This window comes from Actinomycetospora chiangmaiensis DSM 45062 (assembly GCF_000379625.1).
Classification (GTDB): Bacteria; Actinomycetota; Actinomycetes; order Mycobacteriales; family Pseudonocardiaceae; genus Actinomycetospora; species Actinomycetospora chiangmaiensis.
The window spans coordinates 151,182-164,614 of the sequence record NZ_KB903220.1; the positions used below are offsets into that span (position 1 = coordinate 151,182).

Consider the following 13,433-nt stretch of genomic DNA (forward strand, 5'->3'; position numbering starts at 1 on the left):
CCCGCGCCGGAGGGTCGACGGCCCGCGCCGAACGACAGATGCACAGTTCGGACTGAGTATCTATGCTGAGAACATGACGGACGTGAGGTCGCGGGAGCGCGTGTTCGACCGACGGCTCCTGCTGCCGATGGTGCTCGGCTCGATCCTCAACCCGGTCAACTCCTCGTTGATCGCGGTGGCGCTCGTCCCGATCGGGATCGCCCTCGGCGCGTCGGCGGCGCAGACGGCGTGGCTGGTGTCCGGCCTCTACCTGGCAACGGCCGTGGGCCAGCCGGTCACCGGACGGCTCGTCGACCTCTACGGCCCTCGGCCCCTCTACCTTGTGGGGACCACCCTGGTCGGGCTCGGCGGCCTGCTCGGGCTGCTCGCCCCCGACATCGGGACGCTCGTCGCGGCCCGGGTGGTCCTCGGGCTTGGGACGTGCGCGGGCTACCCGGCGGCGATGGCCCTGGTGCGCCGCGAGTCCGAGCGGACGGGGCAGGACAGCCCGGAGACCGTGCTGACCGTGCTCTCGGTGTCGACGCAGACGATCGCGGTGATCGGCCCGACGCTGGGTGGCCTGCTCATCGGCGTCGGCGGCTGGCGGGCCACCTTCGCGGTCAACCTGCCGCTCGCCGTGATCGCCTTGGCGGTGGGCTGGTGGCGGCTGCCGCGCGGCGCCGGGAGGCGCTCGGCGGGGGAGCGGGTGGCCTCGCTCGTCGACCCGGCCGGGATCGTCCTGTTCACCGCGACGCTGGTGACGCTGCTCCTCGTCCTGGAGCGCCCGGCGCTGTGGCCGCTCGCGGCGGTGACGGTGGTGGCCGCCGCCGCGCTCGTGTGGTGGGAGCTGCGGGCCGCGCACCCGTTCCTCGACGTCCGGGTGCTCGCCGGGAACGGTCCGCTGCTGCTGACGTTCCTGCGCGCTCTCCTGGGCGCCACCGTCTCCTACGCGATCCTCTACGGGTACACGCAGTGGCTCGAGCAGGGGCGCGGGCTGTCGGCCTCCGGCGCCGGGCTCGCCCTGCTGCCGATCTTCCTCGGCGGCATCGGGGTCGCGGCGCTCACCGGTCGGCGCCGGGAGATCCGCGGGAAGTTGCTCGTGGGCTCGGCGGGGCAGCTCCTCGTCGGGGTCCTGCTGCTGTTCCTGGGCTCGACGAGCCCGATCTGGCTGATCGTGGTCGTCGCCCTCGTCGCGGGGGTGCCGCAGGGCCTGAACAACCTCGCGATCCAGAACGCCGTCTACCGCCAGGCCGACCCCGAGCGCACCGCGTCCTCGGCCGGCCTGATGCGCACGTTCTTCTACCTCGGCGCCATCGCGGCCGGGACCACCGGCGGATTCGCCTTCGCGGCCGACGGCGCCACGACGGCGGGGCTGCACGTCCTCGCGGTCGTGATGCTCGTGGCGTCCGGCCTCTTCCTGCTCATCACGATCCTCGACCGCTCCCTCGCCCGGCTGGAGGCCGCATGACCCTGACGACCGACGAGGCGCTGGCGATGCTGGGTCTACCGTCGCGGCCATGAGCGAGCCGGACACCGTCGTCATCGAGATCGTCGAGCGGGTCGACGACGACCTGCTCGCGGCCGTCGAGCGGCTCCTGCCGCAGCTCTCGCGCTCGGCGACGTTCGACGAGCAGACGATCGCGTGGGTGGTGCAGCACGAGGCGTGCACGCTCTTCACCGCGACCGCCGGCGACACGGTGGTCGGCGCACTGACGCTGGTGATGTACCCGCTGCCGACCGGCCTGCGGGCGCACGTCGACGACGTGGTGGTCGACGACGCGGCGCGGGGCCGGGGGGTCGGCGAGGCGCTGGTGCGCGCGGCGCTCGACCGGGCCGTGGAGGTCGGCGCCCGCACCGTCGACCTGACCTCACGGCCGTCCCGCGAGGCGGCGATCCGGCTCTACGAGCGGTGCGGCTTCGTCCGCCGTGACTCCACCCTCTTCCGGTGGACGCCGCCCGAGGCGGGGTAATCCGGCGTCGTGACGGATCTCCCCACGGCGGACGCCGAGAACTGGGGCGGGCGACTGCCCCGCAACGAGTCGATCGACCTCGACGACGACCAGCAGGCCGCCGCCGAGCGGATCCACCAGCGCCAGCAGCGCTGGGCCGAGAAGTCCGGCTTCGCCGCGACCGACGACCAGGGCGGCCTCATCGGGCCGTTCAACTCGTTCGTGCTGCGGCCGGGGCAGAGCGCCGGGTTCAACCAGTGGGTCGCGAACGACCAACGGAACTCCTCGCTGCCGGTGCCGATCCGCGAGGTCGTGATCCTCACCGTCGGCGTCGCCTGGGGTGCGGCCTACGAGATCTACGCGCACGTGGCGGTCGGCCGGTCGGTCGGCCTCTCGGAGACCGTGATCGAGGGGATCCGCACGGGCTCGACGGAGGGCTTCACCGGCGCGGAGCTCGCCGCGCACCGGTTCACCGCCGAGCTCGTGCGCGAGCACCGGGTGGCCGACGCGACCTACGCCGCGGCCGAGGCGGCCTTCGGCCGCGACGGCGTGCTCGACATGGTCCACCTCATCGGCATGTACCTCGCGACCTCCGCCCTCCTCAACGCCTTCGAGGTGCCGGCGCCGGAGATCCCGCCGGCACCGTGACGCGCGGGCCGCATGGTCAGGGGCCGGGCGCCACGGGAGCCGGGGTGTTCCAGAAGGCGTCCCAGGCGGCCGGGTCGGCGACCGCCTCCCAGTGTTCGACGAGCTCCTCCGGCCCGCCGAACCGCCAGAAACCGGCGACCTCCATCTCCAGGGTGCGCCCGTTCCGCGTGGCCGTGAGGACCTGGGGGACGACGGCCCACCGGTCGTCGGCCCAGAACTCGATCGACGCGCGGCGCATCGTCCCGTCGCTCATCGCGCGCAGCAGCGCGATGTGGCCCGTGAAGCCCGCGGCGCCGACGTGGGTCCCCCCGATGGGGCCGTGCCCGGCGGTGTGCGCGACGAACGGCTCGGTGATGGCCGCCTGGAGGACCTCCGGGCCGCCACCCGCGCCCACCGTCCCGTAGATCCGCGCCAGCAGTTCGGCGTGGGGGTGATCGTTGGTCAACATCGTCCGGTCCTCTCCGATCGGTGCCGGCACCTAGAGGTGCTGGATGGTCTCCTGCGCGCCCGCGATCCGTTCCTGGGCGGCCATGACCGCGGCGGGGAACCGTGGGTCCGGCCGCAGCCCGTACTCGCGCTGGCAGGCCTCGGTGAACTTCATGACGTGCTCGTCGCCGTTCTCGACCGCCCGACCGACCAGCTCGGTGAAGCCGGGCGACTCGGTCCCGGCGGCCCGGGCCAGCGCCTCGGCCTCGCCACGACGGTCGCCGGTGAAGCCGAGGAGCATCGCGGTGTGCACGTGCCAGACCGCGGCCACGCTCCGCTCGTGCAGGTCACCGGGCAGATGGGGCAGCACCATGCGCACGGCGGCCGGCGCGGTCACGCCGTGGACGAGCGGGACCGGGAACACCTCGGGGTGCGCGAGGTAGACCCCCGCGAACTCGGCGGTCATGTCGCCGAGGATCCGCTGCAGCGTGGCCGGGGCGAGGGCGTCGAGGGCGTCGTCCCAGCCCGGGAGGCCGTCGAGCCGGGCCAGCCGCCCCTCGAGGCCCTCCTCGAGATCGGGACGGGGGAGCGTGGCCACGGCGTCGGCGACCGAGAGCCGCCCCCGTAGCCGGGCCTCGCCCGGCAGCGCGCGGTAACGGGCCGCCCAATAGGACAGGCCGCGTGCCAGTTCGTCGAGCTGGAGCGGGGTCGGCGACGGGGTCGAGGAGATGCTCCGCACCGCGTGGGCGGTGCGGATCATGCCGTGGGTGAAGCTCGCCATCAGGCCCGGCAGCAGCCGGGACCACCAGCGCGCGAGGACCTCACGCCACGGCGCCTCGGCCAGCTCCCGGTCGAAGAGCTGCTCCCAGTCCCCGGCCCGGTCGAAGCGCCCCAACGCCGGCCGCCACGACTCCTCGTCGTGTGCGTCGATCGCGAACCGCGGCGCCGGTCGTTCGTGGTGGGGCTTGCGGTGGTAGCCGTCGGCCCACCGGGCGACCTGGTCGGGGTAGCCCAGAATGGCCAGCGTCTCCGACCCCATCGGGCCGTGGTTCGCCAGGTCCCCGACCTCGCCGAACTCGAACCCCAGGTCGTGCAGCCGGTCCAACGCATCGTTGACGGCCTCGAAGTACCGCGTCTCGCCCATCGGTCTCCTCCTCGGGGAGCGCGCGTCCCGGGCGCCTCCACCCCGCCTGTCTATCATCCATTGTGTCTTACATGCAACGGACTGTCTTATAGCGACTTCCGTCGATAGGATCGTGCGATGGCGTCCCCGGACCTCGACCCCCGCGTCGAGCGGACCCGTGCGCACGTGCTCGACCACGCGCGCGCGATGCTGGCCGCCGGGGGACCGTCGTCGATGACCTACAGCGCGCTGGCGAAGCAGGCCCGCGTGACCCGGCAGACCCTCTACCGGCACTGGCCCACCCTCGAGGCGCTGTACGTCGACCTCGTGCTCGATCGGGCGGTGAGGGAGATCCAGTCGCTGGCGGGCGCCGCGGGCGAGGCGACGACCGCGGAACGCCTCCTCGGCGCGTTCCTCCACCAGGTCGGAGCCGGGATGGACGACCCGGCCAACGCCGGCCCGCTGATGGCGCTGGTGGCGCAGGCCGACCACGACCCCGCGAGCCGGCGCGCGCTGGCCGACGTCGTCGTGGGGATCCGCGACGAGCTGAACCGACTCCTCGAGCCCGTCGGCGTGAGGATCACCAGCGGCGAGTACCACCAGCTCGCCGGCCCGCTCTTCTTCCGGCGCTTCTTCGCCCGCGAGCCGGTCACGGCGGACTTCGTCGACGAGGTCGTCGCCACCTGGTCCCGCCACCGCTCGGCGTCGTGACCGACCCCTACACCGAGCACGCGGCGGCGTACGCCGCGCACAACGCCGTCGCTCCCTACAACGCGCTGTACGAACGGCCCGCCCTGCTCGACCTCGCGGGCGACGTCGCCGGGCTCGACGTGCTCGACCTCGGGTGCGGCCCGGGGATCACGACGGCGGAGCTGGTCCGGCGGGGAGCGCGTGTCACCGGGCTCGACCGGAGCGCTGCGCTGGTGCGGCACGGCCGGTCACTCTCGGACGCGTGTCTGTTCGTCCACGACCTCGCCGACCCGCTGCCCCTGGCCGACGCGACGTTCGACCTCGTCGTGTCCGGCCTCGTGCTGCACTACCTGCGCGACTGGTCGGCCGTGCTCGCCGAGGTCCACCGCGTCCTGCGCCCGGGCGGGCGCTTCGTCGCGAGCGTCCACCACCCCTTCTCCGACGTCGACATCCCGAGCCTGGACCCGCACGGGGACTACCTCGACAGCTACGGGGTCGCGGACACCTGGGAACTGGACGGGACGGCCGTCGTCGTCCGCTTCTGGCACCACCCGCTCGGCGCGATGACGGCCTGGTTCACGGGAGCCGGGCTCGCGCTGACCGACGTCGTCGAGCCACGCCCGCTGCCGACGACGGCGGAGATCTACCCGGAGGCCTTCCGCCGGCTCACCGCCCGGCCGGCCTTCCTGCTCCTCGGCGCACGCCGCCTGGGTTCAGGGGCTCGCTGATCGTGCCGCTTCGGCTCGCCCGCGCGGAGGGTTCCGACGACGGGTCCCGCGGCGGCACACTCGGCCGGTGGCGACGACCATCGTGGGTGCGCGGGTGTTCGACGGGGAGCGGTCGCTCGGGCCGGCGACGGTCGTCGTGGACGACGCCGGGACGATCGAGGCCGTCGAGCCGGGGGAGCGGGCGCCGGTCGCGGGCGAGGTCGACGCCCGCGGGGGCACGCTGCTGCCGGGCCTGATCGACGCGCACGTCCACCTGCGCGGGGCGGGCAACCTGGGCCAGGACCTGCGCCACGGCGTGACGACCGTCCTCGACATGTTCTCCGCGCCCCCGCAGTTCACCGCGATGCTGCGACGCCGGGCGGCGTCCCGCGACGACGAGGCCGACCTGCGCAGCTCCGGGCTCATGGCCGGGGCCGTCGACGGGTGGCCCGCCGTGATGCTCCCGCCGGACCCGACGGGCTGGCGGATGCCCGGGCTCTCCGGCCCGGACGACGCCGAGCGGTTCGTCGCCGACCGGGAGCGCGAGGGGTCGGACTACCTCAAGGTGTTCGTCGAGAACGCCGCCGACGTGTCGCGCCCGACGCTCGCCCCGGAGACGGTCGCGGCGGTGTGCGGGGCCGCACGACGGCGGGGGCTGATGACGGTGGCCCATGCCCCCACGCGGTGGGCGTTCGCGACCGCCCGCGCCGCCGGGGTCGACGTGCTCACACACCTGCCGCTGGACGGGGCCGCGGAGGCGGCGGCGGACCTGACGGTGGTGCCGACCCTGACGATGATGGCCGCCCTGACCTCGCACGACTCGGTCCGCGATCTCCTCGCCGACCCCCGCCTGACCGCCCGGTTGCCCGCCGAGGTCGTGGCCGGACTCGAAGCGGGTGACCGCGGCGGGCTGCCCACCTCCTCGGCCGCCGGCGCGTCCTACGCGCACGCCGAGGACAACCTCGCGCGGCTGCTGCAGGCCGGCGCGACGATCGTCGCGGGCACCGACGCGAACGACGTCCCGGGCCGCCCCGCTGCTGTCCTGCACGGTGCGTCGATGCACCTCGAGCTCGAACTGCTCGTGCGCGCGGGGTGCTCGCCCGCCGACGCGCTCGCCGCGGCGACCTCGCGGGCGGCGGACGTCTTCGCCCTCGCCGACCGCGGGCGGATCGCTCCCGGCCGCCGGGCCGACCTGCTGCTCGTCGACGGCGACCCGCTGACCGACATCACCGCCACCCGCGACCTGCGCACGGTCTGGCGCAGCGGGGTCGCACACGACCTGTCGTCCCCGACCCACCCGCACGGCCGCGACGTCGTCGGGCCGGCCCGTCGCTAGGAGTCGGTGTCGCCGAACACCAGGGTCGCCTCGCCGTCGCGGACGGCGGCCACCCGGTAGGTCACGTCGCCCAGGGTGTTCGACCCGCCGGGCCCCGAGGTGATCCGGGAGCCGCCGGCCGTGGTCGTGACCGTGTCCGACCCGACGTCGGTGACCGTCACCGAGCCCGCGTCACCGAGGTCGACCACGGTGCCCGGCGTCGCGGTGACCGTGCAGTGCGCGTCGGGACAGGCGACGGTGCGCGCGGGTGCGGACGCGTTCCCGATGGCGGGTGCGGTCTCGGCCGCGCAGGCCGTCCCGCCCAGGCCGACCAGGCCCGTCGTCAGGAACAGTGCGAGACGCGGCAGGACCCCCATGGCGGCGGAGTGTGGCACCACGGGCGACACCGGGCGGGCGGCGGCCCACCCGGTGACGCCAGTGGGTTACCGCGGCGCCGTCGGCAGGACCTGGCGGCCCCACGTGGCGTTGGTGACCACCGCGAAGGACGCGTACCAGGCGGCAATGGCGGTGAGGATGCCCGCGTACCCGCCGATGGTCGCGATGCCATCGGTCCCGGCGAGGTCGCCGATCGCGAGGAGCAGGAACGTCAGGAACAGCAGCGCGAAGACGGCGATGAGCGCGCCGGTGGTGCGCAGCGAGGCGATCAGCATGTAGCCGGTGAAGATCGCCCAGCCGAGCAGGAAGAGGCCGGCGGCCAGGGTCGCCTGGCCGGACGGCAGACCGGGCTCGACGAACTTGACGAACGCGGCGAAGGCGAGCCAGAACGACCCGTACGACACGAAGGCCGTGGCGCCGAACGTGTTGGCCTTGCGGAACTCCCACAGCCCGGCGATGAGCTGCGCGAGGCCGCCGTAGAACAGGGCGAGCGGCAGCACGGTCGCTTCGAGGGCCTTCGGCGCCAGGCCCGCGTTGAACAGGCTCAGCAGGAACGTCGTCAGAGCGAAGGCCGCGAGCCCGAGGGGACCCGGATCGGCGATGCTCCGGGTGGGATCGGCGGCGTGCTCGTCCATCGTGGACGCGTGGGCGGCGGCGCGGCTCTCACTGGTCGTGGACATCGGTGTCCTCCCCGTAGGCGTGATCGAATGGCCCCGGAGTTCCACCTGGCGTGCAATCTCAATCACATCGGACGATCCGGAGTTTCGGAATCGTGGGAGTGCGGACGAACAGGACGCCACGGTGCGTAGCCACCGCCGCGAGAGCCGCCGTGGCGGTCGCCGGCGGCAGCGGATCGACCCCGGAGCGGGCCGCGAGCACGGTCGTCAGCACGGCCATCGCGGCTGCGGCGACGGCCGGGCTCACGACGCCGGGTCGGGCCGTCCACCACGCCCCGGTCGCCACCGCCGCGGTCACCACGGCGACGACCGCGCACGTCGCGACGGCGGGCCCGGTCACCGCGGTTCCCGCGAGCAGCGTGAGGCCGTGGGCGGCGAGCAGCCCGGCGGCCGTGAGGGTGACGGTCCGCTCGAGCACGGGGGTCACGACGACGGGTCCGCGCACGGCCACCGTCGCCGCCGCCAGCACGGTGCCGACCGCGACGACGGCGAGCAGCCCCGGGATCGTCGTGCCGCCGGCGGTGACGGTCGTCGCCACGGCACCGGCCGTCGCCGTGGCCGCGGCGAGCACGGCCAGCGCGGGCCCCTCGGCACGACCGGTGACCAGCGCCCCGGCCGCCACGGTCAGCGTCCCCGGCACGGCGAGGGCGGCGACGCCGACGACGAGAGCCGCCGCACCCGTCGTCGGGAAGGAGATCAGGAGCAGTGCGGCGGTGCCGAGCACGAGCAGGGCGGGGACGAGGGCACAGGCGGCGAACAGGGCGCACGCCGCGCCGGCGGGCCGGGTGAGGGACAACGCGACCTCCGGGAGGTGGGACCGACCGGAGCATCGGCCGTGCGGCCGTTCGGGTGACACCTCCACGTCGGGTTCACCCGGTCGGGTTCAGGCGCGGCGGGCGATCCCGGCGACGAAGGCGGCCTGGCCCGCGTGCTGGATGTCGTCGTCGACGACGCTGATGATCCGGACGCCGCGCGTCACCGGCGGGTCCCAGGCGTTGTCGATGACCTCGTCGAGGTCCTCGTCGGAGAGGGTGCGGAGGTAGTCGACGGTGCGGTCGTGCACGGCGTCGTAGTAGTCGGCGAGCAGCGTCGCGTCGGTGACGTGGACGGCCGCCACCTGCTCGGAGGTGTGCCCGTAGCCGATGGAGGACGGGTCGAGGTCGAACCCGAACGTCTCCGCCCAGCCCTGCGACGTGTAGGCCTGCTGGAGTCCGGCGAGCTCGGCGATGTGGTCGTCCTGGACGCGGGTCAGGTGCCACACCAGCCACCCGACGGGGTTGGCGTCCTCGTCGAGCCGCAGGTTGAGGGCACGCTCGTCGAGCCCCTCCAACGCGCGGCGCACGTCGGAGCGGACCCGGCCGAAGGCGTCCACGAGGACGTCGGAGCTGTTCACGCCAGCCGGTGTACCCCGGCGGCCGCCCCCGGTCACGGCACGTCCACCGCGTCGTTGTCCAGGCCGGTCCACGCATCGTGTGGATCATCGGCTTGCCCCGCGCGTCCCGGTAACGACGCTCCGGACCGCCCCGAGAGCTGCCCGTGCGGCGACGGAGCGAGGGGACGGTCATGACGACGAGGGAACGGATGGCGCGGCGGGTGGCGGGCGTGCTCGCCGGGGTGGCGCTCGGCGGGGCGACGGTGGGCCTCGGGGTGGCCCACGCCGACGACATCGTCTACGGGTGCCCGTCGGGTTACACGCTCGACGGGACCGACTGCCAGGCGGCGGACGGATCGACCGTGGACGCGCTGGGGCTGCTCCCGGGCGACGTGGACCCCGAGACGGGGAAGGTCCTGCTGCCCGTCATCACCGGCGAGGACCCGGCGCCTCCGAGCACGACCGTGCCTCCGGTCTCGACGACGACGCCTCCGGTTCCGACGACGACGACTCCCGTCTCGACGACGACTCCGGTCTCGACGACGACGCCTCCGGTTCCGGGGTCCACGCCGGCGCCGCCCGTGGTCCTGCCGGTCCCGGGGTCCACGCCGGCGCCGCCCGTGGTCCTGCCGGTCCCGGGGTCCACGCCGGTCCCGGGGTCCACGCCGGCGCCGCCCGTGGTCCTGCCGTGCCCGCGGCCCGGGACCACACCCGTCGTCGGGAACGCGGACGTGGTCCGTACCGCCGCGGCGATCGACGCCGCCCGGACCCGGCTCGCGGCCGATGTGCGCCGCGGGGCGTCAGCGGCCGTGATCGCGGCCGACGGTCAGGCCCTCGCGACGGCGATCCGCGACCACGCGGCCGCCCTCACCGCGCAGCGCCTGGCCGGGAGCTGTCCGACCCGGTAGCACTCGACGGCGACCGCTGATGGTGACGAGAGTGTGACGACGCGTCATCGGAGGGGCCTCAACCGGCGCTCCGGCCTGGGCGGTACCCCGTTCGGCGCAGTGAGATGTGTGTCGTGGGGTCACTCCGATGAGCACGCTCGAGACCACACCGTCGGCGGTCGCGCGGTTCGGGTGGTGCGTCCCGCGGTGGGCCGAGGCGTCGGCGGTCCTGCTGGTGCCGGGCGTCGTCGCCCTGCTGACGTCGCGCCCGGACACCCCGATGTCGTTCGCGGTGCGGTACGGGCTGGCGCTCGTCGCGATCGTGCCGGTCGCCGTGTCGTTGCGGCGTCGGGCGCTCGTCGCCGGTGCGGTGGCGGTCGTCCTCACCTCGGCGGCCGTCGTGCACCTCGCCCCCGACGGCCCCCGCGGCGTGGCCCTGGCCGGACTGCTCGGCGGTCTCCCGTCGCTCGCGGCCTGGGCGACGGGCGTGCGGCGGCTGCTCGTGCGCGGACTCGCCGGGTCACTGCTCGGACTGGCGGTGTGCGCCGACCCTGCCGCAGCGCCGCTGGTCCTCGGGGCGTTGCTCGCCTTCGTCGCCGGCGCCTGGTCCCGACACACCGGCCTGCGTCGTGCCCGTACCCGACGGGTCACCGTCGACCTGGTCGCGGTGATCGGCGGCCTGCTGGTGGCCGTCCTGGGAGCTCTCCTGTCCGGGCGGGGCCTCGAGTTCGCGCCGACGCCCGGGAGCACCGTCGACACGGGGGCCCTGCTCGCGACACCCGTCGTCGTGATCGCCTGGGCGTGGCTGTGGTGTCGACGGCGGTCGTCGGGGGAGCGGGGGGACGCGGTCCTCGTGCTCGGCAGCGTTGTCGGCTACCTCGGGGTGCTGCTGTTCGGAAGCGCCGCGTCGTCGTCCCTGCTGTGGGCCGGGGCGTGTCTGACGACCGCTGTGCTGCTCGCGAGCCCCGCGCCCGCCGGAGCCCTGTCGCGGAAGGGTGCTGCATAGGCGGTTTCGTCCGTGCCATGCTGCGCGACGTGTTCCCGTCCGTGTCCTGCTGGTGGTCGTCGCCTCTCCGGCGGCCCTGACCGCTGCACGCGGCCGCCTCACCGGCGGCCGACGCGCGCTCTCCCGGAGCCCGGACGACCTGGCTGAGGCGGCCTCTCCTCCGAGAGGTACGACATGACCGCTCTGCCCGCTTCCGCGACGTCCGACCTCATGACGCTGGTCGAGAGCGCACCGCACCGGTACCGGGTGCTGACCGGCGACCGACCCACCGGGCCGCTCCACCTCGGTCATTACTTCGGCACGCTCGCCCACCGGGTGCGGCTGCAGGAGCTCGGCGTCGAGAGCTACGTCGTCATCGCTGACTACCAGGTGGTCACCGACCGCGACCTCGCCGGCGACATCCAGAGCCACGTCCGGGAGATGCTGCTCGACCAGTTCGCCGCCGGCATCGACCCGATGCGCACCACCGTCTTCACCCACAGTGCAGTGCCCGCGCTGAACCAGCTGTTGCTGCCGCTGCTGTCCCTGCTCTCGGTCGCCGAGCTCTCGCGCAACCCCACCGTGAAGGCGGAGATTGCGGCGACCGGCGAACGATCGATGAGCGCCCTGATGTTGACCTATCCCCCGCACCAGGCCGCCGACATCCTCTTCTGCTCGCTACCGCCGACGAGACCCGCGCCCTGCGCCGGCGCGCCGAACTCGCCGTCGACGCCGCGCTCGGTGGTCTCGACGAGGTGCTCGCGCGGGGGAACGACCACGCCAACCTCGTCGCCGACCTGAAGCTCGACCAGGTCCGCCGCGCCATGAACATGGCCTGCTCCTGACGGTCAGGCGTCGGCCGGGAGCTGCCAGGGTCGGTTGTGTCGTGGTGTTCGGGTGGGGTCGAGCCAGTGCGGTGGGGTGAACCAGGGCTGGTGGTCGACCATCGTCACGGTCCAGCCGGCGTGGTGGACGAGGTCGTGGTGATAGCGGCAGAGGCAGACGAGGTTGTCGGGTGTGGTGTCGCCGTGGTCGGCCCAGTGGACGATGTGGTGGATTTCGGTGGTGNGGGCGCGTCGTCGGCAGCCGGGGAACGCGCAGTGCCGGTCGCGGTGGATGACGGCGCGGGCGGTGGCGGTGGGGACGGCGCGGGTCTTGCGGCCGACGTCGAGGACCTCGCCGTGGGAGCCGAGGACCAGGGGGATGACNTCGGCGTCGCAGGCCAGGCGTCGGGCGGTGTCGGGCCGGATCCAGGTGGAGTCCCCGAGCAGCGCCAGAGTGCGGCTGGTGTCGGTGAGCTGTTGGCGCAGCGTGTCGTAGTCCAGGGTCACGGTGAGGGTGACCCGTTCGCGGCCGGGCAGGGACATCGCTCCGCGCTCCGGAGGGGTCCACGGCGGTGGCGGCGGTGCTTGCGACTCGGGACCGGGTGGCGGTCCGCCGGCCGGAGGATCACGGTCGTCCTGCGTGGAGCCCGTGCGGCCGAAGGGCCCCGTCCCGTCATCCGCCTTGTCGGGCTCGCCGTCGAGCCCGAACTCGGCCTCGATCTGCTCCTCGTCGATGGTGTCGTCGTCCGGCTCGGGTGCCGCGGGCCCGAACGTGGCGGGCTCCGCCTCCCCGTCCCCGTCCCCGTCCCCGTCGAAGGCGTCTCCGGTGTCGGTGGGTTCGCGGTGGGCGGGAGCGCCGTTGCCGGGGAGGTCGTCGATGGGGCCGGTGTCGTCGTGGTCGTCGAGGTCCGGGAGCGGCATCGACGCGGTGGGGCTGTCGGGGTGCTGTTCGGACTCGGGGTGGTCGAGACCGGCGTGGTGGGAGGCGGCCAGCAGGTCCAACAGCCCGGTCGCTTGCCGGCAGGGCTTGGTGTTGCGGGCCTCGACGCGCGGGTCGGCCCCGACCTGCCGGCCGTCCTCGGTGACCGGCGGCAACCCCGTCTCCGGGTCGGCACACGCGGCGGAGGCGGGGGCGGGGGTGGCGGCGCGGATCGCGTCGTCGAACACCGCGACCGCGGCCGGATCACGCAGCAGCAGCTTCGCGGTGAGGGTGCCGTCGCGGCGCTTGCGGTAGTGCAACTCGTTGCCCGACGGGTCGTCGTCGATCGGGGCGGCGCCGTCGGGGTCGAGCCGGTCGGCGATCACCTTCGCCGCGGTCGCCANCCGCCGCGGCGACAACATNNNNGCCANCCCGGCGAGTTGTTCCTCGGCGGTGTCACCCACCGCCGGCGCCAACCCCGCCACCGTCCGGATGCGGTGCATGGTCTTGCGGATGATCTCCACGTGCCCGTCGCC

The 13,433-nt window shown here is 74.2% G+C and carries 16 protein-coding genes; 9 read left to right on the plus strand and 7 right to left on the minus strand.

Annotation, left to right across the window (positions count from 1 at the left end; genetic code table 11):
- Window positions 1-73 precede the first annotated feature (73 nt).
- From A3CO_RS0109230 to A3CO_RS0109240, 3 genes are read left to right on the plus strand one after another with little or no spacing between them, the layout of a single operon-like run.
- Window positions 74-1,447, plus strand: a complete 1,374-nt coding sequence (locus A3CO_RS0109230; protein ID WP_026204431.1) for an MFS transporter — start codon at window positions 74-76, stop codon at window positions 1,445-1,447.
- 49 nt (window positions 1,448-1,496) lie between these two features.
- Window positions 1,497-1,949, plus strand: a complete 453-nt coding sequence (locus tag A3CO_RS0109235; protein ID WP_018331962.1) for a GNAT family N-acetyltransferase — start codon at window positions 1,497-1,499, stop codon at window positions 1,947-1,949.
- Between the two features lie 9 nt (window positions 1,950-1,958).
- Window positions 1,959-2,576: a carboxymuconolactone decarboxylase family protein gene (locus tag A3CO_RS0109240; RefSeq protein ID WP_018331963.1), complete on the plus strand. Its 618-nt coding sequence runs from the start codon at window positions 1,959-1,961 to the stop codon at window positions 2,574-2,576.
- 16 nt (window positions 2,577-2,592) lie between these two features.
- On the opposite strand, the gene A3CO_RS0109245 is transcribed toward A3CO_RS0109240, so the two are convergent.
- Together A3CO_RS0109245 and A3CO_RS0109250 are read right to left on the minus strand one after the other, a co-directional pair.
- Window positions 2,593-3,024: a nuclear transport factor 2 family protein gene (locus tag A3CO_RS0109245; protein WP_033414148.1), complete on the minus strand. Its 432-nt coding sequence runs from the start codon at window positions 3,022-3,024 to the stop codon at window positions 2,593-2,595.
- 30 nt (window positions 3,025-3,054) lie between these two features.
- Window positions 3,055-4,146, minus strand: coding sequence for a questin oxidase family protein (locus A3CO_RS0109250; RefSeq protein WP_018331965.1), 1,092 nt, complete (start codon window positions 4,144-4,146; stop codon window positions 3,055-3,057).
- 117 nt (window positions 4,147-4,263) lie between these two features.
- Between A3CO_RS0109250 and A3CO_RS0109255 the strand changes: the two genes are divergently transcribed.
- The 3 genes from A3CO_RS0109255 (at window position 4,264) to A3CO_RS0109265 (ending at window position 6,858) form a co-directional block, all read left to right on the plus strand.
- The gene (locus A3CO_RS0109255) at window positions 4,264-4,836 is read left to right on the plus strand and encodes a TetR/AcrR family transcriptional regulator (RefSeq protein ID WP_018331966.1); all 573 of its coding nucleotides are present in this window, start codon (window positions 4,264-4,266) and stop codon (window positions 4,834-4,836) included.
- Window positions 4,833-5,543, plus strand: coding sequence for a class I SAM-dependent methyltransferase (locus A3CO_RS0109260; protein WP_018331967.1), 711 nt, complete (start codon window positions 4,833-4,835; stop codon window positions 5,541-5,543). Before A3CO_RS0109255 ends, A3CO_RS0109260 begins: the two co-directional genes overlap by 4 nt.
- A 67-nt stretch (window positions 5,544-5,610) precedes the next feature.
- Complete coding sequence (locus tag A3CO_RS0109265; RefSeq protein WP_018331968.1) at window positions 5,611-6,858, plus strand: amidohydrolase family protein; 1,248 nt, start codon at window positions 5,611-5,613, stop codon at window positions 6,856-6,858.
- On the opposite strand, the gene A3CO_RS0109270 is transcribed toward A3CO_RS0109265, so the two are convergent.
- The 4 genes from A3CO_RS0109270 to A3CO_RS0109285 all read right to left on the minus strand — a co-directional run bounded on the left by A3CO_RS0109270 (window position 6,855) and on the right by A3CO_RS0109285 (window position 9,303).
- Window positions 6,855-7,214 carry a hypothetical protein gene (locus A3CO_RS0109270; protein ID WP_018331969.1) on the minus strand — a complete coding sequence of 120 codons (360 nt, stop codon included), beginning with the start codon at window positions 7,212-7,214 and terminating at the stop codon, window positions 6,855-6,857. The genes A3CO_RS0109265 and A3CO_RS0109270 overlap by 4 nt on opposite strands.
- A gap of 66 nt (window positions 7,215-7,280) precedes the next feature.
- Entirely contained in the window at window positions 7,281-7,913 is a 633-nt protein-coding gene (locus A3CO_RS0109275) for an acetate uptake transporter (protein ID WP_018331970.1), read from the minus strand.
- Between the two features lie 58 nt (window positions 7,914-7,971).
- The gene (locus tag A3CO_RS0109280; RefSeq protein WP_157647270.1) at window positions 7,972-8,706 is read right to left on the minus strand and encodes a hypothetical protein; all 735 of its coding nucleotides are present in this window, start codon (window positions 8,704-8,706) and stop codon (window positions 7,972-7,974) included.
- Window positions 8,707-8,793: 87 nt separating this feature from the next.
- Entirely contained in the window at window positions 8,794-9,303 is a 510-nt protein-coding gene (locus A3CO_RS0109285; protein ID WP_018331972.1) for a mycothiol transferase, read from the minus strand.
- A 170-nt stretch (window positions 9,304-9,473) separates the two neighbouring features.
- Here A3CO_RS0109285 and A3CO_RS37440 point away from each other — a divergent pair, with 170 nt between their 5' ends.
- The 3 genes from A3CO_RS37440 (at window position 9,474) to A3CO_RS31090 (ending at window position 11,955) form a co-directional block, all read left to right on the plus strand.
- On the plus strand, window positions 9,474-10,190 hold the full coding sequence (locus tag A3CO_RS37440; RefSeq protein ID WP_157647272.1) for a hypothetical protein: 717 nt from the start codon (window positions 9,474-9,476) through the stop codon (window positions 10,188-10,190).
- Between the two features lie 127 nt (window positions 10,191-10,317).
- The gene (locus tag A3CO_RS0109295; protein WP_020508840.1) at window positions 10,318-11,175 is read left to right on the plus strand and encodes a hypothetical protein; all 858 of its coding nucleotides are present in this window, start codon (window positions 10,318-10,320) and stop codon (window positions 11,173-11,175) included.
- A gap of 174 nt (window positions 11,176-11,349) precedes the next feature.
- Entirely contained in the window at window positions 11,350-11,955 is a 606-nt protein-coding gene (locus A3CO_RS31090; protein WP_084681654.1) for a hypothetical protein, read from the plus strand.
- 47 nt (window positions 11,956-12,002) lie between these two features.
- On the opposite strand, the gene A3CO_RS35545 is transcribed toward A3CO_RS31090, so the two are convergent.
- On the minus strand, window positions 12,003-13,400 hold the full coding sequence (locus tag A3CO_RS35545) for an HNH endonuclease signature motif containing protein (RefSeq protein ID WP_425393406.1): 1,398 nt from the start codon (window positions 13,398-13,400) through the stop codon (window positions 12,003-12,005).
- Between the last annotated feature and the right edge of the window lie 33 nt (window positions 13,401-13,433).